This is a genomic window from Streptomyces sp. NPDC087310 (assembly GCF_044744405.1).
Lineage (GTDB): Bacteria > Actinomycetota > Actinomycetes > Streptomycetales > Streptomycetaceae > Streptomyces.
In genome coordinates this window covers 707,963-732,392 of the sequence record NZ_JBIUYF010000004.1, presented here as the reverse complement: position 1 = coordinate 732,392, position 24,430 = coordinate 707,963, and the positions used below count along the sequence as shown (strand labels likewise).

Here is a 24,430-nt window from a genome sequence, read left to right as displayed (position 1 = left end):
AGGTTGACCCGGTCGAGGTGGAGCCCCGTGTGCTTTTCTGCCGCCCGTCGGGGCGCTCAGGCGCCCGGGGCACCCGGGGCGTCGAGGTGGGCGAGTGCGGCGATGATGCGGCCGGCGATGTCCCGCGGCCAGGGGAAGGCGTCGGCCACGGCCCGCTGATGCGCGAGTCCGTGCAGGCCCACCCACAGCGCGACCGCGTCGCCGGCCGGGTCGGTGCTGGTGGACTGTCCGGCGGCGGCGCAGTCGGCGAGGGCATCGGCGAGGATCCGCATGGACGCGTCGCCGAGCGTGGCCAGATCCACGTCGGTCACGGAACTGTCGGCCAGGTCCGGCATCCAGAGGCCGCCGAACATCGTGCGGTAGCGCTCGGGATGGGTCCGGGCGAAGTCCAGATAGGCGTGGCACACGGCGTACAGCCGCTGCCGGGGTTCGGTTCCGGCCTTGTCCACCACGGAGCGCAGGCTGTCGTGCAACTCGGCGAACTCCCGCTGTACGACGGCGAGCATGATGGCCGGCTGGTCGGGGAAGTGCGGATAGATCGACGGGGCGGCGATCCCCACCCGGCGGGCGACCGATCGCAGGGTGATGGCGCGTTCGTCTCCCGCCTCGTCGAGGAGTTCCACCGCGGCGGCGACGATGTCCTCGCGCAGACGTCCGCCCTCGCCGCGACGGTTGCGCGCGCGGGCCCGTTTCGGTGTGGCCGAGGCCGCTGATCCCGACGTGGCCGCTGATCCCGGAGTGGCCGCTGTGCCCGACGTGGCCGAGGCCGCTGTTCCGATGTCTTCCATGCCGTCACCTTACGCCGTGAAGTTTACTGCCGTATCCCTCTTGCGGATCGACGACTTACACCCGTAGCGTTACAGCCGTAAGTGAACGAACGAAGCCGTGAGGGGCACGCCATGACCGCCAGCACCGCCAGCACTGCCACCAGCACCGCCACCGGCACCGTCACCATCCGCGCCACCGAGATCGTCCTGCCCGGCGCCGTCGAGCCGGACGGCCTTGAGGTCCGGACCCGCGACCTGCCGGCACCGGCCGCGGGCCAGGTCGTCCTGCGGATGGAGGCGACCGGGGTCGCGTTCGCCGAGCAGCAGATGCGCCGCGGCAAGTACTACGACCAGCCCCCGTTCCCCTTCGTGCCCGGCTACGACGTGGTGGGCACCGTCACCGCCACCGGGCCCGGCGTGGACACCGAGCTCACCGGGCACCGGTTCGCCGCCGTCACCAAGACCGGCGCGTGGGCCAGCCACCTGCTGATCGACGCCGCGGAACTGATGCCCGTGCCCGACGGCGTGGACGCGGCCGCCGCGGAGACCGTACTCGTCAACGGGATCACCGCCTGGCAGATGCTGCACCGGATCGCCGAGGTCCGCCCGGGCGGGATCATCGTCGTGCTCGGCGCCAACGGCGGCGTCGGCTCCACCCTCGTACAACTGGCCCGGCACGCGGGCATCACGGTGATCGGCGCGGCGTCGCCCCGCCACCACGCCACCGTGCGCGCACTGGGCGCGAGCCCGGTCGACTACCGCGACCCGGACATGTACGCCAGGATCCGGGAGCTCGCGCCGGACGGCGTGGACGCGGTCTTCGACCATGTCGGCGGCGCCGGAGTGGAACAGTCGTGGCGGCTGCTGCGCCGTGGCGGAACGCTGGTCTCCTACGGCACCGCGGCGACGAAGGACGAGGAAGGCAACTCGCAACTGCCGGTGCTGAAGCTGTTCGCGCGGCTGGCGGCGTGGAACGCCCTGCCCAACGGCAGAAGCGCGCACTTCTACAACTACTGGGGCGGCCGGCGCCGCCGGGCGGTGTGGCAGCAGCGGCTGAGCGAGGACCTCACCCAGGTGCTGCGCCTGGTGGCCGACGGCTCCCTGGTCCCGCAGATCGCCGCGGAACTCCCGCTGACCGACGCCGCCGCCGCGCTCACGCTCGCCGAGTCCCGCACCGTCCTCGGCAAGGTCATCCTCGTCCCCGGAGAGTGACGAGACCCCCGTTCCCGTACCAACACGTACAACCACCACCACAACCCACAGGTTCACGGCTGTGCCCGTACGGTCGGACCAGAACTCCGGAGGCACCCACCATGTCCGCCCCCACCATTCCCACTCCCACTCCGCCATTCACCCCCAGGTCCGTGGCCGCCACACGTCCCCCGGGAGAGGTCGACAACCGCGCGACCTACATCAGCTTCGGACTCGCCTACGTGCTCGGCCACGGCGCCGCCGCGGTCTCCCAGGGCGCCCGCCCCCTGCTCGACCTGCCCGACTGGCTGCCGATGACGCTCCTCGGAACCGGGCTCGCGGCCGGCACCGTCATCGCGACCGTCGCCGCCGGGCGCGCCCAGCGCGCCGCTACCGACCCCGACGAGATCCTCTCCGGCAAAATGCTCGGGGCCGCCTGGGTCGTCGCCTTCGCCGCCCTGTTCCTCACCATCACCGGCCTGACGAACAGCCTCGGCGCCCCCGATCTCCCGGCCCTGCTCTGGCCCACCGGCTCCGGCCTCGTCGTCGGCCTGCTCTACCTCGCCGAGGGCGCCGCACGCCGCAACCTCCTGCACTACGGCCTCGGCACCTGGCTCGCCCTGACCTCCACCACGGCGCTCCTCCTCGGCACCCCGGGCCTCTACTGGACCCTCACCCTCGCCGGTGGCGGCGCCTACGCCCTCGCCGCGGTCCTCGAACGCCGCCGCCTCGCCCCCCGTTGACCCGCCCCACTCGCGTGGGAGCACGGCGGAGTTACGCGGACACCGCGAGCACCTGCTTGCCGACGACGCCGCCGCGCTCGAACGCCTCGTGCGCCGCGGCGATGTCCGCGAGCGGGTACACGCCGTCGACCACCGGGCGCAGCGCACCCGACCTGACCTGGCCGGCCACATCACGGAGCACGGTGGTGTCGGGGTTGGCGCTGAAGGTACGGATGCGGCGCGGACCGTACACGCTCGACGCCGCGATCGCGGCCAGGGCCGGCGCGGACAGTGCGACGGTGACCATCCGGCCGCCCTGGGCCAACCGGCTCCGGTAGCAGTTCAGTTCCGAGCCGACGGTGTCGACGATGACGTCGAAGGGGCCGATCCGGTCCGAGGTGGTGGAGCGGTGGTCGAGGACCTCGTCGGCGCCGAGACCGGTCAGGACCGGCGCGTGGCGGTCGCGGGCCAGCGCCGTCACATGGCAGCCCAGCGCGTGCGCCAGTTGTACGGCGGCCGTGCCGACCCCGCCGGCCGCGCCCCGCACCAGGACCCGTTCCCCGCTCGCGAGGTGCACGCTGTCGCGCAGCGCGATCAGCGCCGTGGAGCCCGCGACGACCAGGGAGGCCGCCTCGACCGGTGAGACGCCTTCCGGGGCGTGCGCGATCCGGTCCGCGGCCACCACGACGTACTCGGCCGCACCGGCGGTGATGTGCCGCTGCCGGGGATGCACCATGCCCCACACCCGGTCCCCGGCCCGGTGACCCGCGACATCGGCGCCGGTCGTGACGACGGTGCCCGCGAAGTCCAGTCCCACACCGATCGGGAACCGGCGTCCCGACACCATCTTCAGCCCGCCCGCGCGGACGATCACGTCGTGTCCGTTCACACTGGACGCCTCGACCGACACCAGCACCTCCCCGGGGCCGGGAGCGGGGCGGTCCACGTCGTTGACCCGCAGGACGTCCGCTGTGCCGTAACTCGTGATCTGGGCGGCCTTCATGGCGCTGTCCTTCCGTGGTGGGCCGGTACGGATCCGATACTGGACCCCGCACCCGACATCACGGTCGTTCGCCTTTTCCTGGGACCGCCGGACCCACCCTCACCGGTCGCGCCGGGCGCATACTGTCGCCGTGACCGACGCACCCCTCGCCCTGAGCGACGACCCCCGCCGCGAACTCGCCGAGTTCCTGCGCACCCGCCGCACCCGACTGCGGCCCGAGGACGTCGGCCTGGTCCCGGGCCCGAGGCGGCGCGTCGCCGGGCTGCGGCGCGAGGAACTGGCCCTGCTCGCCGGAGTGAGCGCGGACTACTACCAGCGCATGGAGCAGGGACGCGACGTCCGCCCCTCCGACCAGGTCCTGGACGCCCTCGCCCGCGCCCTCAACTTCTCCGCCGAGGAGTCCCGGCACCTGCACAGCCTCGCCGCCGCCGCGCGTACCCCGGCCCGCCGGCCGCGTTCGTACGTACCGGAGGAGGTGCCGGACACCACACTGCGGCTGCTGCGCACCATGACCTCGCCCGCCCTGGTCGTCGGCCGCTTCCTGGACGTACTGGCCTGGAGCCCGCTCGCCGGCACGCTGCTCGGCGATTTCACCCAGCAACCCCAGGCGGACCGGAACCTGCTCTCCCTGCTCCTGCACCCCGAGGCCGACCGGACCTGCCCGGAGCGGGCGGCCACGGTCGCAGAGCTGACCGGGATGCTGCGCACGCAGGTCACCGCCGACCCCGGACACCCGCGCGCCGTCCAACTGGTGGGCGAACTCGCCGTCCGCAGCGACGAGTTCGCGACCCTGTGGGCCCGCCACGACGTCGAGGAACCCACCCGGGGCCAGATACGCGTCGACCACCCCCTGGTCGGAGAGCTGAACCTCGACTGGGACGCCTACCCGATGCCGGGCACCCCGGGCCCGATGCTCATCGTCTGCACCACCCCCGAAGACGGCCCCGACGCCGAGCGACTCCACCTGCTGGCCGGCCTGCTCAACAGCGGCTGACCCACCGCGAGTTCGCGTCAGCAGCCCTCTTCGTCCGGGGCGATCGCCTCACGCTGGGCGGTCCGGGCGACGCGGGAGAGAAGGGTGCGGAGCTGTGCGGCGTCATGGTCGTCGAGGTCGACGAGCAGACGCCCCTCGGCGGCGGCGAGGTCTTGCCGCACCTGGCCGAGGCGGGCGCGTCCGGTGTCGGTGATGAGGACCTGCCGGGCGCGGCGGTCGCGGGGGTCGGGCCTGCGGGTCACCAACTCGTGCGCTTCGAGGTCGTCGAGCAGGTAGGTCATCACGGTGCGGTCGAGGCTGACCTCTTTGGCCAGGGCGAGCTGTGAGGGTGGCTCGCCGGCGGCGAGGGCGACGAGGACGAGGTAGGCACGCGCGCCGCCGGGCAGCGCGGCGACGGATTCGGTGGCCACGCGGCGGAACGCCGAGGAGACCATACGGATCGCCCAGCCCAGGTCGGTGTCGAGCGCCGGCTCTTCGGCCTGGCCGTTCGGCTTCTTCTGTTCGGACATGGATGCGCTCACCGGCCCAGCCTAACCCATGCGCGCGATCACAGATGTTCTCGTGAACAGAACATCTTGAGTGCATAGTGGTTGGGCGTCGGCGTCATGGCGCGTGATCGGCGCGGACGCCCCCTGACCACCACGGCAAGGAAGAACTTCGATGAGCATCAGCACTGTTCTGCGGGGCCGCACCGCGCTCGTGACCGGAGCGACGGCGGGCATCGGCAAGGCCGTCGCACAGAACCTGGCCCGCCAGGGTGCCCAGGTCGTGCTGCACGGACGGGACCAGGCCCGGGGCGAAGCCCTGGTGACGGAGATCGCCGCCGAGGGCGGCACCGCCCGATTCATCGCCGCCGACCTCACCGACGCCGCCGACACGCTGCGCCTGGCCGCCGAGGCCGGCGCCGTGGACGTTCTGGTGAACAACGCGGGCCTGTACGACTTCGCTCCCACAGCGGCGACGGACGCGGCGACCTTCGACCGTCAGATCGCGGTGAACACCCGTGCTCCCTTCCTCCTGGTAGGCGCCCTGGCACCGGGCATGGCCGAGCGCGGCCAGGGCTCGATCGTGATCGTCGGCTCCAACGCGGCGCGCATGCCCGCCCCGGTTGGTGCCGCCTACGCGGCCTCCAAGGCGGGCGCGGAGATCCTCACCCGCTACTGGGCGACCGAGTTCGGTGCCTCCGGCGTACGGGTCAACACCGTCTCGCCGGGCCCCGTGCGCACCGAGGGCACGAAGGCGATGCTCGGCGAGAACACCGCCATGCTGGACAGGACCAACGCGCGCGGGCGTGCCGGTGACCCCGGCGAGATCGTCTCGTTCCTGGTCGGCCCGGCCAGCTCCTACGTCAACGGCGCCATCCTGTTCGCCGACGGCGGCGAGCTCAGCGCCCTGCCCGCCTGAGGAGATGCTGGCGGACGGACGCGAAAACCGCACCCTGCTCGCCCAGCGAACCCTCCCCATGCCCATCCTGGCCATCGGCACCACCCAATCCGGCGACACCACCGCACAGGCCCTGGCCCCCCACGCAACCAACGTGCAGGCCGCCATCGCCCCCACCGGGCACTTCGTCGCCGAGGAAGACGCCAACTGGTTCACCAGGACGGTGACCGCATTCCTCACCTGAATGCCTGAGCAATCGAGGAAGCCTCACCGGCATCCCAGCACCGTCCCAGCACAGGCGGCGCGACGAGGTACGAGGAGACTCAAGGTCACCCAAACCAGCCGACAGCGCCCACACCGTGACGGACCACTTCCATGTGGTGGGCGCCGCGAGGCCATTGAGGAGACCTAGATGGCCTCAAGGGCATGCGGTGGACGGCTTGGTCGGCGGTGACCGTGCCCCGCGTTTTCCGGACGGGCCAGTCACCGAGCACGTTCGCCCAGGTCAGTGACGACCCGTACCATGCCCCTCCCTCGCCAAGTGTTTTCCAAGCACGTGACCTGTCTTCAGGGTGCATACGCCTACCTGCGTCGAGCGCCAAACTCTCTGTGGCGTCGGCGGGAGTGCGACCCCTTTCACCGGAGCTGAAGCAAAGGTGCCAGGAAGCGGCTCGGCTCACCGTGCCAGGTGATGGCGAGTGCGTCACGGGCCCGGGTCGCCGCGACGAAGAGCAGCGAGCGCGCCCGGTGCAGTTCTCGCTGGTGCCGGCTCGGGTCCGTGCGCTCCCAGGCGTCCACGGAAGCGCGGGGTACGAGCCCTTCGGCCGCCCCGGCGATGATCAGACAGCGGTACTCCAGTCCCTTGAAGCGGTACATGGTGCCGATGTGGACTCCCTGATCGCTCCGCGGCCCGTCCTGTGTGATCTCCGTCGGCGTGATGCCGCGTCGCTCAAGACGGTCGGCGAGCTGGGTGACCATGTCGTTGGTCGGGACACAGATCGCCGTGGACTCACGGGGCACGTCGTGCCAGGCCCGCAGCTGCTCCACGACCAGGTCCATCTCCTCGTCCCAACTGCGCGCACCGCGCAGCGACGGTGTCAGGCCGTGGAGGACCGAGCGGTACCCGGCGAGGGTGTCGGCGGCGCCGTCGAGGTCGTCGTAGTCGGCGTCGCCCAGGACGCGGATGGCGTCGCGGAGGATCTCCCGGGTCGTGCGGTAGCTGAGCGTAAGCCGGGAGGACCGGCCGCGGATGTGGACGCCGAGGCTGCCGAGCGTGACCTGGTTGTCGTAGATCCGCTGGTGCGTGTCGCCGACGAGGAAGATGTCGTCGGGCTCGGACGGCACCATGGCGCGCAGCATCTTCCAGTGGGCGGCGCTAAGGTCCTGGGCCTCGTCGACCACGATGTACCGGTACCGGTAGCGCAGCCACGCCCCGGAACCGGCCTCGACGTGGATGTTGTCCAGGCCGCCTCGCTCCTCGCGTTCCTCAGACCGCCTGTCGATCTTGGACTTGCGAGCCATCTCCAACCGAGCCGCCCGCTCCGCGACCTGACGGTGGGTCTCCAGCCCCTTGGTCTCCAGCCGTTGGGTGAAACGTTCGGCGAGCTGCCAGATACCGGCGCGTTCGGCTCGGGTGACGCTGCGGCCCCGGCCCGCACGCCGTGCGGTGAAGTAGTCGGTCCGGGAGGTCACGGCCTGGCCGAGGATGACCTGGTTCCACTCGTCGCCGAGGAACTCGGCGCTCCAGCGGTTCTCCCCCGCCTCCACCAGCAGTTCCCGCCATTCACGGAGCGCCGACGTGTCGTCGATCCGCCGTTTCGCGTTGCCCGGGTCGGCTTCACTGACGATGCGGGTGGCGAGCTGGTCGACGTGGGCGATGTCGACCCTGGCCAGCACGTCGGGTCCGCCCAGCGAGAGGAGCCGGGCCCGCAGGTCGGCAGCGAGATTCCGGTTGAACGTGGTGAGCAGCACGGGCTTGTCGCGGCCGGGAGGGAGCTTTCGCACCAGATGGCACACGCGGTGGAGGGCGACGATCGTCTTGCCCGTTCCCGGCCCGCCGCCGACCCGGGCCGGGCCGGAGTAGCGCCGGTGGACCAGCTTTTCCTGGGTGGGATGCAGGAAGATCTTCCACCGCCCGAAGTCGCCCTCCTCCAGAATGCTCTGCAGGGATTCGTCGTCGGTGATCACCACGGACTGGGAGCGGTCGACGGCCGCCTGCCAGTCGTCGGAGTCGGGGCGCTGCTCCGTCCCGGTCACCGCGACGGGCGCGGTGACCTGTTCCATGACCGCTTCGTACGGGACGCCGTCGCGCAACCGCAGGAGGACTTCCCCGGTGTGGCGGGGCGCGTACTCGGCGAGACCGAGCAGTTCGTCGTCCGTGGTGAGCTTCCGGACGATCGGGATGAGCGGTCCGGCGACGCCGAGGTCCGCGAGCTGTTCGTCGGTGTACGCGGCGAAAAGGGGCTCTTCCGACGGCTGCGGCCGGGCCGGTTCCGGAGCGGGGAGGGGCGTCGGAGCCGGGGCGGGAGCGGCGGGCGGGGTAAGTCCCCGGCGCAGCACGCTCTCCTCGACGACCTGGAGGTCGACGTACTCGATGGCGCCGGTGATGTGGTTGATGCCGTAGTTGAAGCGGTCAAGGTTCTTGTGGACGTGGCCGCGGTGCTTGACCGAGACGAGCAGCCAGTCGTCGCCGCCGAGGCGGATCATCAGGGCCCGCCACTCGCGGTTGACGCGTGCGGACCAGAGCCGGTCGTGGCCTTCCAGCTGCTTGAGGTCGAAGCCGCCGGCGTCGGGGTTACGGCGGAAGTCGTGCTGGAACTTGTAGAACGCTCCCAGGACCGCCCGGTCCAGTTTCACGATTTCCTTGTCGGCCTTGTCCAGCAGGCGCAGCGTCACGCCCGTCCTCGGCACGCCGGTGACCGTCATCGTTCGTTCTCCTCGTGGTCGTGCGTCACCCTGGCCGCGTCGTCGCTCACCAGCGCGGCGAGTTCATCGGCGTCCCATTGCGCTGCGGTACGGACCTGCCAGCCTGCGTCCCGGTAGGACTGGTCCCGTTGTTCGGCGTCGATGTCCCGTTGGGTCACCGGGTCCGGGCGGTGCGCGAGGACGACGCCGACACGCTGGGAGGGCCAGGCGAGTTCGGCGGGCCAGGCGGCCTCTCCCAGCTCGTAGCCGGCCTCCGGTGCGGGCAGGCCCCGGTCGGCGAGGGTCCGGGCCAGGGCGGGCAGGCCGGGATCGTCGACGAGGAACTCGATGACCTCGTCCCAGGCGGGGTCGCGTGAGACCGCCGGTGCCTCCGCCTCGTTCTGCCGCTCCGCCTCCGCCCGCTCCCCGTCCACCACGGGTTCGTGCTTCCGCCGCTGGGAGGTGAGCCATCCGGCTCCGCCGGTGACCGCCAGCTCGGCCGGGTCGAATCCGGGCAGCATGCCGGTCGTGAGCTGGACCCCGTCCCCTTCCCCCGCGTCGAGGAACTGGAGCAGGTTGCTCCAGTAGAGCCAGGCCTGCCAGCGTCTGCGGTGGGCGGCTTCGTCGGCGATGACCGTGTCCGCGCTGTCGTCGAGGACGGTCAGTGCCGTCCAGGCCGCTCCGTTCTGTCCCCTGCGCAGGTCGAGCGCGATGGTGAGCGGGCATCCCGACGCGTCCCGGGTCGCCATGACCTGGACGGCGCCCTGTCCCTTGGCCAGCCGGTGCCCGTGCAGCGCCTCGCTGATCCTGCGTCCGGTCTCCTCGCCGTCGGCCAGGGCCCTGCTGGTCGCCGACACGGCGGCGAAGCCCGCGAGCGTGCTCTGGGTGCGGCGACGCCAGGCGTCGGGGTCCGGGTCGGTGAGGTAACCGATCAGGGTCTCGACCGGGTTGGCCCACACCAGTCGCGGCAGGTCACGGGTGTCTCCGGCGTGCATGCGCCGGTGGACGTCCATGGCCGTCTTCTGCGCGGTGTTCGGGTACGGCTTCCACACGGGGTCGGCCTGGGGCCTGGTCCGTCCGGCCCACGCCTGTACGTCGTCCCAGGTGAGCTGGAAGACCTGCCAGCCCTCGGCGCGGAGCCGGGTGCGCTTCACCGCGTCGGCCTCGGCGGTGAGGTGCTCGGGGCTCGCGTGGTACCGGTATCCGTCGAGATAGACGGCCACCCGGCGGTCGTCGTCGGTGCTGCGGAAGACCACGTCCGGCCGCGTGAAACCGAGCGGGGTTTGAGTCTCCATCTGCCAGCCGCGGACGGTACCGTCGGGCGCGGTGAAGCGCAGGGTCGTGTCCCTGGTGCCGTCGGCGGTGAGCGCGGTACGGACGCTGACGTCGTCCACGCGTTCGGCCCATTCCAGCAGCCCGCGCCGGAAGAGCGCCTCCAGTTCGCTCTCCACCTGGTGCACCAGGGTGATGTCCCGCGTGGTGGCGACCGGTCCGACGCTCCAGCGGTCCGTGGTACGGCCGAACAGGTCGCCGAGCATGTCGAGAGCGTGCTCGCGGGAGACGAGTTCGTACTCGCTGCCGGTGACGTGCCGTAGCAGGCAGCGGTGGCACGCGGGCCGGCCCTGGCCCACGCACACACACGTCTCGATCACCTGTCGGGCGTCCTCCAGGACACCTTTGAGACCGTCCTGGCCGGCGAGGCGGTGCAGATATCCGGTGCCGCCGGGAAGCGTGTCGTACAGGACCAGGAAGTGGCGGCGGAGCGGGGCCTCGCCGCCTTCCTCGGGCATGGAGTCGGTGACGACCGCGAGGTGGTCGGGGTCGCCGCCGTAGCTGCGGGCGATACCGGCCAGCAGCAGCGCCTTGAAGGACGTGAGCCGTTCCCGGGTGTACGCGGTGACGGCGGGGATGAGGATACGCAGTGCGTCGGTGCGCAGTTCGTGTGCGAGCAGCACCCGTTCGCCCTGTCGTGCGGCGTCGGCTCCGGCGCGCCGCTTGGGGCACCAGGGCCGGTGGTACTTGGCGTGTGCCGCCGTGTCGCCGGCGTCGTGCGCGGCGGGTCCGCCGTCCGGATCGGCGAAGCCGCACGCGTCGCAGACCCAGAAGGGGTTGAGGCGGACCTCCTGCCCGGCGAAGGGCGCCTCCGCACCGCCGTCCACCCGGGTGGCTCCGACGTTGAGGTGGCGGATGTGCGCCTGGCGGGTGAACTCCCAGCCGAAGGTGACGTGTTCGTGCTTCCACGCCTCTTCGACGTCGGACGCGTCGATGTCCACGGCGGGAACGACGGTGTAGTGGCGCCTCTCCCGCTCGTCACTGTCGTCGCGTACGCGGACGTCGTCGCGTTCGTCCCGGGAGGTGACGCGGCGCGGCACGAGGACCTTGTGCAGGCAGCCCACGTCCCCGATGGCCGCGGACCGGCAGCGGGGGCAGAGTGTGGTGTCGTCCTCGGCACGGTGGGTGCGGACGTGGCCGCAGTCGGGGCAGATACGCCACCAGAGCCAGGCAGGGCGGCCGGGGCTGCCGATGTCCAGTCCGGTGACGCGGTGCTTGTAGCCCTGGGTGTAGTAGTGGTTGCCGGGGGCGAACTCGGAGAGGGCGAGGCGTGCGGGACGGCTGTGGCGGAGGGTCTTGCTGTGGTTCGTGCGGTTGTTCTCGGCGGTCTTCTCCGACCAGGTGAGGGTGGCCTCCAGTTCGGTGGCCGAGTCGATCAGGCTGTAGTTCGGCAGCAGGCCGAGATCGACCAGGGCGCCGTGCGCGGTGGTGCGGCTGATCTCCCGGGAGACACGTGCCACGTCCCGGCGTTCGGCCCGCAGTTCGCGTCCCTGGCGTTCCTGGTCGGGGTCGCCGGCGACGAGCAGTCCGTGGGCCCGGTCGATGGCCTCGGTCCGGCGCTGGAGGTCGGCGCGGCGGTCCTCCCAGCGTCGGCACGCGGCGTCCAGGGCACCGTCCAGCCCCTGCTCGCCGGATTCGGTCGCGTAGGTGATGAGGGCGTCGCGGGCCTGCGGACTGACGCCGGTACCGCGGCTCTCGTCGTACGGGGGGAACAGGTCCAGGAAGCCCCGCACGAGCCGTGGTCCGGCGGCGAGCGCGGCTTCGGCGAACTCGGCCTGCCAGGCCGAGGCCCCGAACAGCTCGGTGGCGCGTCCTGGCAGCGGTCGCAGGGGCGTCCCGTCGGGGGCGGTCAGCCGTCCGGCGCCCGCGAGGTCGAGGAGGTGGGCGAGGTACTGGCGGCGCAGGATCTCGGCCGCGGACAGGTAGCAGCCGGGCGGCAGCACCTCCCCGGCGATCATGAGCCGGGGATCTTCGAGGTAGTAGCGGTCGCGCGGACCCCGGTCGACCAGGGTGAGCAGGTACGCGTTGCCGGTGGCGCGGCCCGCCCGGCCCACGCGCTGGATGTAGTTGGCCGGCCCCTTCGGCAGCGAGGCGAGGACGACGGCCGACAGGTCACCGATGTCGATGCCGAGTTCGAGGGTGGGGGTGCAGGACAGCACCTGGGGGTTGGCGTAGTGGACGCCGGTGCCCTCCCGGAACGCCTTCTCCACCGCCTCGCGCTTGGCGCGGGTGAGCGTGCCGGTGTGCTCGGCGGTGTTGATGGTGAAGACGCCGGCCTCGCGGTACATGCGCCGGTAGAAGTCGTCGGTGAAGTCCCGTTGCCGCAGCCCGCTGTCCAGGTCACGGCCGGTGCCGAGGGTGCCCCCGCAGCGGTAGCGGGGGCACGGCTGTCCGTGCCACAGGTCGGCCAGGTCGGGGTGGATGGTCTGTTCCCAGAAGCAGCGTGGGCAGTGCGCGGTGGCGTCGGGCAAGGTGTCGTCGGCGAGCCCGCGGACCTGGATGTGACCGGGCTGGAGTCCGTAGACGCGGGTGGCGCCGTCGAGCGCGGTGCGCGCGGAGAGGACGCCGGTGTCGGCCAGCGCGGGCAGCAGCCGGGCCAGGAAGACGGCCGCTGCCTCCGGGCGCAGCCCCAGGGCGCGTACGGCCCAGTCCTGGTACCAGCCGAGCCGTCCGGTGAGAACGTCGAAGTCCTCGCTGCCCTGTTTGGGGGTGCCGAGCAGGAAGGCGGGCGCGGAGACGCCCCGGGGGAAGGCCGGCGTCCCGGTTTCCCGTCCGCCCCAGATCGCCCATCGGCGTACCCCGGCCTGGTCCAGCCAGGGGTCCAGCCAGGCGTGCCGGACGGCGCCCCGGACGCGCATCCGCTCCAGCAGGCCCCGGACGAAGCCGGTGTACCGGTCGGGGCCGGGCACCGTACCGTCGGGCAGCGCGATCTCTCCCGGCGTGGTGAGCAGGATCTCCCGTACGAGGTCCGCCACGGCGTCCGGGTCGTGGAGGGGTACGTCGGCGGCGATGGTGCGGGTCAGTTCCAGGGTGCGGCCCTGACGGGACCGCAGGCCGAACTCCATGACGGTGGCGAACGCCAGTCGCTGTGCGATCAGTTCCCAGGTGGGCCGGGAACCACGGCTGCGGCCGGAGAGCAGTGTGTCGACGCCGCGGACCAGGTGCAGGTCGGGCGGGATGACGGCGGCCTGCACCGCCTTGCTGTCGACGACGTCCGCGATCAGGTCGGCGGCCAGGTCGTTCAGGGTGATCGGCGTGTCCTCACCGATGCGACTGGCGAGCAGTGCGCGCAGCGAGAACGTGTACGAGCGGCTCGCGACGTATCCGGCGCGGTGGGCGGCGTCCTGCACGGAGTCGTTGAAGAGAAGGGTCTTGTTCTCCCCCTTGTTCTTGTCGAGCTCGCCGCCGGTGAAGAGCTGAGTGATGGCGGCGGCGGCGAGCGCGGCGAGCCCGGTGCCGAGGTAGCGGATGGAGTTGAAGGTGCGGCAGGCGGGGCACTGGTCGCGCTCGGCCGCGCGCTCGCCGTCGAGGTCGGCGTGGACGAACGCGGCGTTGTGGAGGGGTCCGGGCCGGCGCGGCCCCCCGCCGTCCGCCGGGGCGGTGAAGTCGCCTTCGGGGGACAGCGGGCGCAGCCGTCCGCCGTTGCCTTCCAGCACCATGACGGCGGGTCCGCCGCGCCGGCGTTCCGTCCCGGCACCGAAGGCGGCCTCGTACACCTCCCGCGGGGTCGCGGCGATCATGTTGCGCACCCGCCGCTTGTCGCGTCCGACGGAGGCGCGGCGGATCTTCGTGGCGTTCAGTTCGAGGTCGGCGGGGTCGACCTCCGGTGAGTACGCGGCCCAGCCGGAGCGTCCGCACTCACGGCAGAACACCGCCGGCAGGAAGACCTCGGCGGGCGGCGGCGCGCTGTCGTCGGCCGGTACGGCGGCCTGCTCGGCCGCGTCGAGCGGTACGGCGGGCCCCTCACCGTCGTACGGGGACGGCCGGCCGGCCGGGTCCGGGTCCTTGCGGGCCAGTGCGCCGCCGGAGGTCACCCGTTCGTCGTCCCACCGGAACTCGGCGCGTGCCGCGCTGATGCCCCGCAGCACACGGGAGACCGAGCGCACCCAGTGGTGGATCTCGATGGACAGCAGCGGCCGTCCGGGGTGTTCCGGGTCGCGGGCGTATGACAGGAGGGCGATGTAGCGGGCGAGGGCCTGGGCGGCGACGCGCGGCCTCTGCTGCACGGCCACGCCCCAGTGGTAGGCGTAGCGGGGAAGCACCTCGGTGATCTCGGCGAGGGTCCTGGGGGTGCCGTCGAGGATCTCCAGGACGGCTGCGGTCAGCCGGTGGCGGCGCAGGACGGCCCCGAGCTCCTCGGCGCTCGCTCCGCTCCGCCCGCTGAACGCGGCGACGAGGTTGTCCATGGCGCCCGGGTCGCGGGTCGGGTCGCCGAGTTCGGCGACTTCCTCGGGCGAGGGGAACGGCAGGGTGAAGTCGCTCTCGCCGGTGAAGTCCTTGGTGGACCGCCGTTCCTCGCCGACGACCGAATCGGGCGGGAAGGGCACGCCGAAAACCTGCTCGGCGACCTCCAGCATGCCGGGTCCGCCGCCCGGCCGCGTGGCCGCGCCCCGCCCGGTCCGGCCGGAGCCGCTGCCGCCGGTGCCCCCCATGCCGTTCTCGCCGAGGGTGGCCGACGTGGCGACGGGGCAGACCGGCCCCAGGGGCCGTCCGGGTTCGGCGAGCCCGGTGACCGACCCGAGGCGACGCAGCAGCATGGCGACGTCCGTGCCCTGGGCGCCGTCGTAGGTGTGGAACTCGTCGAGGACGACGTACGCGAGCGCCGAATCCTGCCACAGCCGCTGGTCCTCGGGTCGTTGCAGGAGCAGATCGAGCATCTTGTAGTTGGTGATCAGGATGTCCGGCCTGGTCCGCCGGATCTCGTCCCGGTCGACGGCGATCCTGGGGTTGGACTGCTTGAACTCCTGGGACGGCTTGTCCCCGATGTAGAGCGCGGCCTGCACGCCCGCGTCGCGCAGCCGGGTGTCCTTCTTGTCGTCGAGCCGCTTGTTGATGCGGTGGGCCTGGTCGGTGGCGAGGGCGTTCATCGGGTAGAGCAGGATCGCCTTGACACCCTCCCGCCCGGCCTGCCGTTCCCGGTAGCAGTGGTCGAGCAGCGGGACCAGGAACGACTCCGTCTTGCCGGATCCGGTACCGGTGGTGACGAGGGTCGGCCGCGCCGGACCGTGCAGGGTCGACAGCCGTTCCCAGGCGAGTTCCTGGTGCCGGTACGGGGTCAGGTCGGGGTGCCAGGTCAGGTGCCGCTTCCAGTCCTCGCCCCCGGCGGTCCTGAAGGGTGTACGGACGCGGAGGTAGGGGCCGCGGAAGATGCCGTCCTGGGCGTCGCCGAGGAACCCCTCCAGGGCGCCGCGGGTGGACTCGTCGGCGAGCGCGTACGTCGTCGCGAGGTACTGGCTCAGGCTGGCCCGTACCTGGTCGGCGGCGAGGGTGGGACGCACGCGCGGTCCTCCTTTGGTGCTGGTGATACCGGAGAGAGCCGGGCAGGCCGTGGGGTGCCCGTTCACCGCCCTACGGTAACGGGGCGGCCGGGCGGGGCCCGGGGCGGATCACTTGCCGAGTTTCCGCCCGACGTACGCGATGCGCAGGGTGCGCTCCTCATGGATCAGCCGGAAGTGCATCCGGCCCGGCGAGGGAAGGAAGTCGCAGTGCCAGTCGAACAGCCGGTTCTCACCGTCGTCGTCGGGGAACCAGCACAGACGCCGCCGGGCCTCGAACTCGGTCCGGACGTAGGAACGCCACTGGGGGCAGATGGGCTGACGGGCCGGGTCCCAGTCGTCGACCGCGTCGTGAAGCTCTCCGAGCCGCTCGCCCACCGGCCGCACCCACACCTCGGGCAGTTCGGCGAAGTACTGCTCGGCGAGGGACGTGAACTGGAGAAGCGGAAAGAGGTCCGACCGCAGGCTCCACAGTTCGGTGCCGGAGCGCAGACCCTCGATGGCCTTCTGCCGTACGGAGTCCGCCCCGCGCGAGATCCAGCGCAGGTGGGGGGCGACATGCTCGGTTCCGGCGGCGTGCCGGACCTCTACCTCGGTGAGCGCGGAGCCCGTCTCCTCGTCGTCCACGAGCCGTTCCTGGACCAGGGTGAGCCGGTCGGCGTCCCAACGGGCTTCCAGCGGAAGGGAGATGCCGATGCCACCCAGCAGATGTGCGAAACCGAGCCCGCGCACCGTCTCCTCTTCATGGCGGTACCCGATGTCGGAGAAGGTCTCGCCCTCGGGGAAGACCGTCTCGTAGGGCGATTTGTCCTCCATTCTCTTCAGCAGCACCCGTAGCTCCTCGGTACCCGGCACCCCCATCCACTTGCTGATGGGATGCCCCTGGGCCAGCTGCAACGCCATCAGGGAGTCCGCGTGGGTGACCAGTGCCGTGCCCTTCGGATCCTTCTGGCGGATGGCGAGGACCGCCTCGACCATCCTGGTCATGGCGCGGTTGACCTGGTCCGGTCCGCCCGTCGTCTCACAGGACTTCTCGTTCAGGAACAGCTGCGGCACGTCTCCCCCTTGGTGTGCGCCTCGCCCCCGCCCTCCCCAGGCGGGTGTCAGCCGATGAGCTGGTCGAGCGTGTTCTCCAGCTCGTCGAAGAACCCGTCGGGCCACTGGTCGAGCTTGCCGGCCCGGTTGACCTGCGGGCTGACGACCTCCACGCCGGTACCGTCGCCACGGAAGTAGTGGAACACCACCATTTCGGGGGCGAGCCGTCCCTGCTTGACAGCGAGCCGCACCCCGTTGATGACGTGGTCGCTGTGCGTCTCCATGATCACCTGCGCGCCCCCCGCGGCGGCCGCGGCGGCAAGCGCGGCCATCCGGGTCTGCCCGTGAGGATGCAGGTGCGCCTCCGGGTTCTCCAGGAGGACGAGGGAGCCGGGGCGTGCGGTGAGGCAGGCCACCACGACGGGCAGGACGTAGGTGAGGCCGAAGCCGACGTTGCTGGGGCGGCGTCGCTTGGTGGGACCGAGGGACCCCTGGAACCCGTACGAGAGGCGGACGGCGTCGGCGCCCTCGATGGTGTGCGCCTCGATGTCCACCCCAGGGCACAGGTCGCCCATCCAGGCAGCGGCCTGGTCGAGCAGACGGTCGGAGGCGGCGCCCCGGTGGCGCAGCGGGCCGCCGGTGACACGGTCCTCGGCGTGGTGGCGCAAGAAGTTGACGGTGTGCTCGCCCCGTACACCGAGGAAGCCGCGACCGATGGCGGCGTGATGGTCGCGCGGGTAGAACTCGGCGGGTGAGACCCGGTCGGCGTGCAGGTACTGGAAGGGACCGGTGAGGAAGGACGGGGCCAGATCCTCGGGGCCGGTCGGACGGTCGCGTCCCTCCGAGATGAACGGAAGGTCCGCGTCGAGTAGCGGCAGCAGGTTCTGCTCGGCTTCGTACTCCACGGTCCACTCGTAGCGGTACGGCCCCTCGTCGACCCCCAGGCTGATCCGGGCCTCGTCCTCCGTGAAGTCCTCGTGCAGGACGTCATCTCCGGTGCCGAGACCGACGAGTTCACCGTTGAGCAGGAAGCCCTGGTTGACGGCGCCGGTACGGAGTCCGGCGCGTCGCATTTCGGGCAGGTACCAGGGGTCCTGGAGGTCTCCTGCCTCACGTGACTGTCGCAACAGCGCGAGGGCCTGGAGAACACTGCTCTTGCCGGACGAGTTGAGCCCGGTGAGAAGGGTGAGCGGGCCGAGCAGCAGGGACGTGTCCCGGAACGCCTTGAAGTTGTGCAGGGTCAAACGGTCGATCACTGTGCGGCTACCCCCCGGAACAACCGTCCCATGTACTGGAACCTGGTGCGGACCTTCGCCGGGTCCCCGGTGCCGGTGGAGATCGACCGGTCGAAGTCCCATTCGTTCATCAGCCCGACGTACCCGTCGAGCAGTCTCCCCGGGGACGCTACCAGTCTGTCCCATTCCTGATTGTCCAGGAGCGCGAGATTGACGGAGACCGTCTCGAACAGCGCCTTGTTGATAGGGGCTCGGCCTGTTCCGCCGTACCACTTACGGAAGGCGTGGTCCCCGAACAGCTCCCTCGCACGCCGCATGGCCACCCGGAACTCGCGTGCGTGCTGCGCCCGCTGCTCCTCGGCGAGATCGCTGACCCGGTACATCGCGTCGGTGAGAAAATGGTCGAAGTCCTTTTCGCTGTGCTCGGCCGGATTGGTCAGACGGAAAGCGAGGAAACGCAGCACCAGCTCACGGTCGGCCATGCGCTCGTCCGAGACGCTCCATCGGGTGGCCTCCCCGAAGGACGGGTCCTCGGCGAGGTCGGCGAGGAACGCCCTGGCAGGTCCTCGCACCAGCGCGTGCCGCAGCTCCTGCGGCTTCAGTGGCACACCGCCGGTGTTGATCCGGGAGAAGACGTTGTATTTGACGGCCTCGGGGGTGCCCTGCTGCAAGATGTGGAGCCTGAGCTCGGTCTCACGCAGCCGGATCTTCAGCCGTCCGGTCAGGTCCTCGTACGTGTTTCCGTGGAAGTCCCTGAGGTAGTCCAGGCCCCGGAGGGGCAGCGGGCCCAGGCCGGTGAGCTCGGGGGCCATGAACCGGGCGATGGCGGTGAGCCGCTGGACACCGTCCACCACGGCCCACCTGTCCTCGTCGTCCTGGGCCATGTGGAAGTTGGAGATCGGAATCCGCAGCAGCAGCGACTCGATCAGACGGCTCTGCCTGACATCGCTCCAGATCCCGGCGCGGCGCTGGAAGTCCGGAGCGAGGTCGATCATGCCTTCCCGCAGCCGGGACAGCAGCAGGTCCACGGTGGTGGTCTTCGTGTCGATCCTGATGCTGTCGGGCCGGAACGGAGCGGAGATGCCGTCGGCGTCGCTGTACGGACCTTCCTCCTCGTCGGAGGGAAGCTCCAGCTCGACGCCGGTCGGCCGGCCGTCGGACCCAATCTCGATGCGGGGCCCCAGCGGCTGGAAGGGATCGTCCCGCTCTCCGTCGACGTCTTCCGGCACGGCGTACCCCCGGGTTCTCGGGGGCCTGCTCCGCCCGGCGTCCCGGCCGCCGCCGTGCTCCGCTGCCGCCTCAGCCATACTCCCCGTTGCCCTCCGCTGCCCGGTACCGTGCCCGGCCAACCCTATAGACGCTGTCGCCGCATGTCAGCGCGGCAGGTCCAGCTCGACGACGACCGTTTTCCCCACGGGGACGCGGTCGAGGACGTACCACCGGTCGGCGAGCGCCTCCACGAGGAGCAGCCCCCGCCCGGTCTCCGCGAGCGGCCGGGGCTCGGGGCGGGGTGCGCCGGGGGCCGGGGGCCGGCGTTCGCCCCGGGTGTCGGAGACTCCGATGCGCAGGCAACGGCCGAGGAGCTTGAGGGTGACCTCGAAGTCCCTGCCGGGTACGCGGCCGTGCGTGACGGCGTTGGCAGCCAGTTCGGCGACGAGCAGGGCGGCGATGTCGGACGCGTCGCCGCCGTGCGGCACGCCCCAGGCGTCGAGCTGGTACACCGCGAGCCGACGGGCGAGGCGGGCTCCGCGCGGGGTGGAGCTGAACCGCTGGGTGAACACACGCACGGTGACGGGCTCTGGGGGGGGTTGTGGGGGTGAACGGTGGTGTCATATGCCCAAAGTGGCACCGGATCAGGGTGATTCGCCAGAGTCGTTCCGCGTACGCATCGTCAGAGTACGAGCACATTCAGTAGGCAGTGCGCGTCACGGCGTGTGGCGACTCCTGGGCCGGAAGCGGTTACCGGCATCACGCTCCAGCGGTATGCGCGACCGCGCCCACACCGACCGAGGTCCGAAGTGACGGGGCTCCCCACCCCCAGGGCTCCGGGCTGAGGGAGCTGCCGCGATTGCCCCGCCGGGCGACAAGTCCGGCGGGGCAGCTTCAACCTGCGATCGGGCCCGATTACATGGAACAGACCGCCGACCTCCAGCAGCAACTCCTCCAGCCGGTCCGACCACTCCGCCGCCCAATCCGCATCCGTGATCTCGGCCGGAACCTCCAGAGACTCTGCCTGCATGCACGGCAGTTACCCGCCACCGGAGATCACCGAACTACCACACCCACCGTGATCTACAACTGAAGGGCCTGAGCCTCGATCTCGCAGAAGGGTCCGCCGATGGATTCGACGGACCCTTTCGAACAATTGAGGTTAATCCTCACCGTGTAGCGCGCGATACTGGGAATAGACACGCGCCAGCGCCATTGCATCGTTCCGCAATGCCATGAATTCGAGCAGAAGGGCAAGGAGTAGGTCCACAGCCTTCTGCTCTTGCCTCGGTGTCAATTGTTGCAGTTTGTTCCAGCCGTGAGCTTCGACGTCAGGCAGTGCCTCGTCAAGGACGAGCGATTGCCATCCAAAGCTGGAACATTCACCCTTACGCACGACCAGCCACTCGGTGAATCCGCGCAGGAAGCCACCCGAGCGAGCCACATCGAATCCGGTAAGGAACATGAACGCATTGTTGTACGAACCGTCAAGACCGTAAAGTCCCGGCCTGGCCCTTACCGATTCGAAGAAGTTCTCGTCGTTCATGAATCCCCTAAAACCCGAAATTGATCACGTCGCCGAACTCCCATTTCCCTTTATACTCGGCGATCGCTTCTCCGCCCTTCGACGTGAAGGCATCGTAGACGCGCCCATTGAGTACTACTACGGCATGATAGCCGTTGTCCCAGTTGTAGGTGTCCTGTTCGCGGTACTTACCGAAGAATGGGCCGGGCGAGCCAAATCGGATGACCTTACCATCCCCGAGACTGTCACGGATTCGCTCAGCGCAAACCTGACAGTCACCCGGACCGTTCGTGATCTGCTCGACTGCCCGTGGAAAGCCTGGAACGCTGTGCTCCCCACAGGGAATTTCTGCGGACGCGGCCAGAGTCCGTATCGTCGCCTTGCCGGCGACCTTGCAGCCGCGTTTCAGCAGTTTCAGTGCGTCGTAGGCTTTGTCGAGCGCTTTCAGTTTCGCACCGATGAGTACGTCTACCGCCAGGCTGGAGCAGTGCTCGAAGTCCTTCTGTTCCATGCACTTTTCGAGCTGGCCGAGGCCCGCGAGTTCTTTGGCGCCATCCCATATGTGGTTCATGGCGCTTTCGAAATCGTCGCCGTAGGCGAGGATGTCGCAGTAGATCTCGTTGTGGACGCACCAGCGGGCGAAGCCTTGTGGATCGCAGGGGATGTATGCCTGGCCGCAGCGGTACATCTCGCGGGCGCGGGCTCCGGGGTCGTTCTTCGCCTTTTCCTTGGCCTCGACCGCGGCCTTGCGCCGGGCTTCCTCTTCCTCTTTCTGTTTCTTGACGGCGATGGTGAAGGCGTCGGTCGCTGCTTTGAGTGCCTGCTCCGCGTCTTCGCCGGCGGCGATCGCCGACTGGCGCGCCTGGTCGGCGGCGTACCAGGCGCTGGACGCCGAAACCTGGGCCGTCTCCGAGGAGAGCGTGGCGTCCGCGGCTGACCTGGCGGCGTCGTCGGCGGCGATGTCTGCGCTGTTCGCGGCGGCGCGGGCGGTCTTGGCGGATGCGGCGGCGCTGGCTGCGGAGGCTTCGGCGTCCTTGGCGTACTGGGCCGCCTTCACAGCGTGGCCTTGTGCCTCGGCCGCTGAAGCGCCGGCCTTCTTCGCCCAGTCGTTCGCCTCGGCGGCCGCCTTGCGGGCGGTGGCGGCGACCTTCTGGGCAGTCGCCGCGTTCTGCTGTGCGGTGGCGGCGATTTTCGCTGCCTCGGCGATCAGCTTCTGGACCTGGGCCACATGGGTGGCCGCGAGGTGGTCCTTGCGCTGTGCCTTGTACTGGCCGGAGGTGATGAAGGCGTGCAGTGTCTGCGGGGAGCCTTCCAGTGCGATTCGGCCTGCCGACCGCACCTCGGGGCCGCCGCTGTCGATGAGCTGCGCCGCCCTGACGCGTTCATCCTGGGTGCGCGCGGTGAGCTGCGTGTTGAGCAGGAACTGGCTGTACTTCTTGGGGTCCCCTGTGGCCAGGGCTTCTCGACCGGCTTCGGTGAGGTTCGGTCCTGCGCCGGAGAGCACCTGGGCGATGGCGACGCGCATACCCTGGGCCCCGGCCTGGTACTGACCGTCGTTGATGAATTCGGTGATGGCTACGGTGTCGCCGTCGAGGGCGGCCTCGGCCGCGGCCCGGACTTCCTCGACCTCGCTTTCCTCGGCGAGGCGCTCCACGTAGGAGCGGTCGTCCTGTTCCTGGGCGGTCTTCCAGCCGTTGCGCAGGTAGTCGACGACTACCTCGTCGGGACCGGCAATGGCGGCCTCGGCCGCGGCCCGGCCCCACGCGGTACCGTTCTTCATCGCGAGCACGGCCAGTTCACGGCCTTCGTCGGCGACGGCCTGGAGATCGGCGCCAGGCTTGGCGGCCTCGGCCACCAGCCGGTTCCGCTCGGCGTTCCGGTCCTTGACCGCCTGCTCCAGCTCGGCCAGAGCATCGGTCCGGGCGTCGTCGGCCTCTTTCTGGTCCCTGGCACGCTCGATACCGGCGTTGGTCCGGCCCAGCAGTTCCTCGGCCTCCACCTCACGCGCGAGTGCGTAGACCTCTTGGGCTTTGATCACGGCGTCGGTAGCCGCGTTCGCGGCGTCAGTGGCGGCGTTGGCGTGCTCGGTTGACCTGCCGGCTGCTGCGGCGGCGTCTCCCGCGTGTTCGGCGGCATCGTCCGCGGCCTTGGCCGCGTTGTTGGCGTGCGTCGCTGCCGATCGGGCTGCGTCACGTGCCTGGCCGGCGGCCGTGGCCGCTTTGCGGGCCAGGGCTTCGGCGGCGGCGGCGGCACGGTTGGCCTCGGCGGCATGGCGCTTGGTGGCAGCGGCGGCGGCGCGAGCTTCGGCGGCGGCGGCGCTGGACTGGCCGGCGTAGCCGCTCGCTTCGACTGCGGCGTTGGCCGCGAGATTCGCATTGGTGCCCGCGCTTATCGCTGAGCGCGCGGCGTCTCCGGCGGCGGAAGCGGCCTTGAACGCCTCATCGGCGGCGTCAGCGGCGAGGTTGGCGCCCTTTGCCGCGTTCCGGGCGTTTTCAGCGGCCTGGCGTGCGGCGCTCGCGTTCTGCGCGTCCACGGCCGCATCGGCGGCCGCGCTACGAGCCCGGGACGCGGCCTGAGATGCGCCGGCGGCGGCGGCTGCCGCTTGGGAGGCGGCGTTCGCAGCAACGCGTGCCGAGTTGTTCGCGGCCCGGGAGGCGGTAATTGCCGTCTGCGCGGCGGCGGCGCCCTGGGCTGCGGCGCTGGCCGCACGGCTGGCGGCGCGCGCGGCCTTGTCGGTGTCGCCCTTGGCGGCCTCGGCCTCGGAGGCGGCCTTCAGTGCCGCTTCCTTCGCGAGCTGCGCGGACTCAACTGCTTTGGCGGACTCGGTCTTGGCGGACCGGGTCTCCTTGGCAGCCTGCCTGCCCGCTTCCTTCGCCTGCTCGGCGAGCTGGGCAACGGTGGCGTGCTCCTGGTCCTTGTCACGCGCGACGAACTGACCGATCTCCAGGAACTCCCGGATGTCCTCGGCGCCGCCGTTCAGCGCGATGCGCCCGGCCGCTCTCACGTTGGTTCCGCCCACGCTGAGGATCTGGGCGAGCTGGACCCGCTCGTCCTGCTCACGCTGGGCGTACTGCCCCTCCTTGAGGAACTTCCGGACATCGTCCGACGTGCCTCTCAGCGCGGCCCGTCCGGCATCCTGAACGATGGGGCCGCCCGCGTCGATGATCTGGGCGACGAGGACCCGTTGGTCCTGCTCCATCGGGGCTTCCCAGCCCCAGCTGAGGAAGCTCTTCAAGTCCTCCTTCGTACCTGCGAGGGCTTTACGGGCGGCAGCCAACAGCTCGGTACCACCTACGCTCGCAAGCTGGGCAACGCTCACGCGTTCGTCCTGGAAGGCCAGGTCGTCCACCGCTGCGAGGAACGCCTGCACATCGCCGTCGGTGCCGGTCAGCGCAGCCTCAGCCGCCGCCTTGACACCAGGACCGCCCGCCTTCCAGTAGTCGACCACTTGGCCGCGATCAGTCGGCGTTGCCTCCGCCATAGCCGCAATCCGCCCAGCGTCCGGACGTACGTCATCGGCCACAGCAGGGGTGGAACCCAGCAAACTCACCACAAGAGCCAGGGGAAGCAGGGCCAGGCTCAGCATGCGTATCGCACGCCGCGCCCGCCCCGCAATACCCCAATTGTTTCTTCGA

The 24,430-nt window shown here is 70.6% G+C and carries 16 protein-coding genes; 5 read left to right on the top strand and 11 right to left on the bottom strand.

Annotated features, from left to right (window positions below; translation table 11 throughout):
• Positions 1-56: 56 nt before the first annotated feature.
• Positions 57-788, bottom strand: coding sequence for a TetR/AcrR family transcriptional regulator (locus tag ACIO3P_RS18425; protein WP_401851422.1), 732 nt, complete (start codon positions 786-788; stop codon positions 57-59).
• A 111-nt stretch (positions 789-899) separates the two neighbouring features.
• On the opposite strand from ACIO3P_RS18425, the gene ACIO3P_RS18420 reads away from it, so the two are divergent.
• Positions 900-1,979: a medium chain dehydrogenase/reductase family protein gene (locus tag ACIO3P_RS18420; RefSeq protein WP_401851425.1), complete on the top strand. Its 1,080-nt coding sequence runs from the start codon at positions 900-902 to the stop codon at positions 1,977-1,979.
• A gap of 152 nt (positions 1,980-2,131) precedes the next feature.
• On the top strand, positions 2,132-2,701 hold the full coding sequence (locus tag ACIO3P_RS18415) for an ABC transporter permease (protein ID WP_401851428.1): 570 nt from the start codon (positions 2,132-2,134) through the stop codon (positions 2,699-2,701).
• A gap of 31 nt (positions 2,702-2,732) precedes the next feature.
• On the opposite strand, the gene ACIO3P_RS18410 is transcribed toward ACIO3P_RS18415, so the two are convergent.
• Positions 2,733-3,683 (bottom strand): NAD(P)-dependent alcohol dehydrogenase, encoded by a 951-nt coding sequence (locus ACIO3P_RS18410; RefSeq protein ID WP_401851430.1) that lies wholly within the window; start codon positions 3,681-3,683, stop codon positions 2,733-2,735.
• A 130-nt stretch (positions 3,684-3,813) separates the two neighbouring features.
• Here ACIO3P_RS18410 and ACIO3P_RS18405 point away from each other — a divergent pair, with 130 nt between their 5' ends.
• The gene (locus ACIO3P_RS18405) at positions 3,814-4,677 is read left to right on the top strand and encodes a helix-turn-helix transcriptional regulator (RefSeq protein WP_401851433.1); all 864 of its coding nucleotides are present in this window, start codon (positions 3,814-3,816) and stop codon (positions 4,675-4,677) included.
• 17 nt (positions 4,678-4,694) lie between these two features.
• Here the strand turns inward: ACIO3P_RS18405 and ACIO3P_RS18400 are convergent, their stop codons facing one another.
• On the bottom strand, positions 4,695-5,198 hold the full coding sequence (locus ACIO3P_RS18400; RefSeq protein ID WP_329829068.1) for a MarR family winged helix-turn-helix transcriptional regulator: 504 nt from the start codon (positions 5,196-5,198) through the stop codon (positions 4,695-4,697).
• Positions 5,199-5,337: 139 nt separating this feature from the next.
• Here ACIO3P_RS18400 and ACIO3P_RS18395 point away from each other — a divergent pair, with 139 nt between their 5' ends.
• Together ACIO3P_RS18395 and ACIO3P_RS18390 are read left to right on the top strand one after the other, a co-directional pair.
• Entirely contained in the window at positions 5,338-6,081 is a 744-nt protein-coding gene (locus tag ACIO3P_RS18395; RefSeq protein WP_401851435.1) for an SDR family NAD(P)-dependent oxidoreductase, read from the top strand.
• Between the two features lie 4 nt (positions 6,082-6,085).
• On the top strand, positions 6,086-6,304 hold the full coding sequence (locus tag ACIO3P_RS18390) for a hypothetical protein (protein WP_401851437.1): 219 nt from the start codon (positions 6,086-6,088) through the stop codon (positions 6,302-6,304).
• Positions 6,305-6,696: 392 nt separating this feature from the next.
• On the opposite strand, the gene ACIO3P_RS18385 is transcribed toward ACIO3P_RS18390, so the two are convergent.
• The 8 genes from ACIO3P_RS18385 to ACIO3P_RS18350 all read right to left on the bottom strand — a co-directional run bounded on the left by ACIO3P_RS18385 (position 6,697) and on the right by ACIO3P_RS18350 (position 24,276).
• Entirely contained in the window at positions 6,697-8,985 is a 2,289-nt protein-coding gene (locus ACIO3P_RS18385; protein WP_401851438.1) for a UvrD-helicase domain-containing protein, read from the bottom strand.
• A complete protein-coding gene (locus ACIO3P_RS18380; RefSeq protein ID WP_401851441.1) occupies positions 8,982-15,794 on the bottom strand; it encodes a DEAD/DEAH box helicase in 6,813 nt (2,270 codons plus the stop codon). Before ACIO3P_RS18380 ends, ACIO3P_RS18385 begins: the two co-directional genes overlap by 4 nt.
• A 108-nt stretch (positions 15,795-15,902) precedes the next feature.
• Positions 15,903-16,847 carry a hypothetical protein gene (locus ACIO3P_RS18375; protein WP_401851443.1) on the bottom strand — a complete coding sequence of 315 codons (945 nt, stop codon included), beginning with the start codon at positions 16,845-16,847 and terminating at the stop codon, positions 15,903-15,905.
• A gap of 47 nt (positions 16,848-16,894) precedes the next feature.
• Complete coding sequence (locus ACIO3P_RS18370) at positions 16,895-18,082, bottom strand: DUF3696 domain-containing protein (RefSeq protein WP_401851445.1); 1,188 nt, start codon at positions 18,080-18,082, stop codon at positions 16,895-16,897.
• Positions 18,079-19,368: a DUF262 domain-containing protein gene (locus ACIO3P_RS18365; RefSeq protein WP_401851446.1), complete on the bottom strand. Its 1,290-nt coding sequence runs from the start codon at positions 19,366-19,368 to the stop codon at positions 18,079-18,081. The genes ACIO3P_RS18370 and ACIO3P_RS18365 overlap by 4 nt, the downstream gene beginning before the upstream one ends.
• Positions 19,369-19,434: 66 nt before the next feature.
• Positions 19,435-19,842 (bottom strand): ATP-binding protein, encoded by a 408-nt coding sequence (locus ACIO3P_RS18360; protein ID WP_401851773.1) that lies wholly within the window; start codon positions 19,840-19,842, stop codon positions 19,435-19,437.
• A 590-nt stretch (positions 19,843-20,432) separates the two neighbouring features.
• The gene (locus ACIO3P_RS18355) at positions 20,433-20,816 is read right to left on the bottom strand and encodes a hypothetical protein (protein ID WP_401851448.1); all 384 of its coding nucleotides are present in this window, start codon (positions 20,814-20,816) and stop codon (positions 20,433-20,435) included.
• Between the two features lie 7 nt (positions 20,817-20,823).
• Positions 20,824-24,276: an ALF repeat-containing protein gene (locus ACIO3P_RS18350; protein ID WP_401851450.1), complete on the bottom strand. Its 3,453-nt coding sequence runs from the start codon at positions 24,274-24,276 to the stop codon at positions 20,824-20,826.
• Positions 24,277-24,430: the final 154 nt, after the last annotated feature.

Coding starts and splice junctions, on each gene's coding strand:
- ACIO3P_RS18385 (WP_401851438.1), bottom strand. CDS start 8,985: ATGACGGTCACCGGCGTGCCGAGGACGGGCGTGACGCTGCGCCTGCTG.
- ACIO3P_RS18420 (WP_401851425.1), top strand. CDS start 900: ATGACCGCCAGCACCGCCAGCACTGCCACCAGCACCGCCACCGGCACC.
- ACIO3P_RS18355 (WP_401851448.1), bottom strand. CDS start 20,816: ATGAACGACGAGAACTTCTTCGAATCGGTAAGGGCCAGGCCGGGACTT.
- ACIO3P_RS18365 (WP_401851446.1), bottom strand. CDS start 19,368: ATGGCTGAGGCGGCAGCGGAGCACGGCGGCGGCCGGGACGCCGGGCGG.
- ACIO3P_RS18410 (WP_401851430.1), bottom strand. CDS start 3,683: ATGAAGGCCGCCCAGATCACGAGTTACGGCACAGCGGACGTCCTGCGG.
- ACIO3P_RS18395 (WP_401851435.1), top strand. CDS start 5,338: ATGAGCATCAGCACTGTTCTGCGGGGCCGCACCGCGCTCGTGACCGGA.
- ACIO3P_RS18390 (WP_401851437.1), top strand. CDS start 6,086: ATGCTGGCGGACGGACGCGAAAACCGCACCCTGCTCGCCCAGCGAACC.
- ACIO3P_RS18350 (WP_401851450.1), bottom strand. CDS start 24,276: ATGGCGGAGGCAACGCCGACTGATCGCGGCCAAGTGGTCGACTACTGG.
- ACIO3P_RS18425 (WP_401851422.1), bottom strand. CDS start 788: ATGGAAGACATCGGAACAGCGGCCTCGGCCACGTCGGGCACAGCGGCC.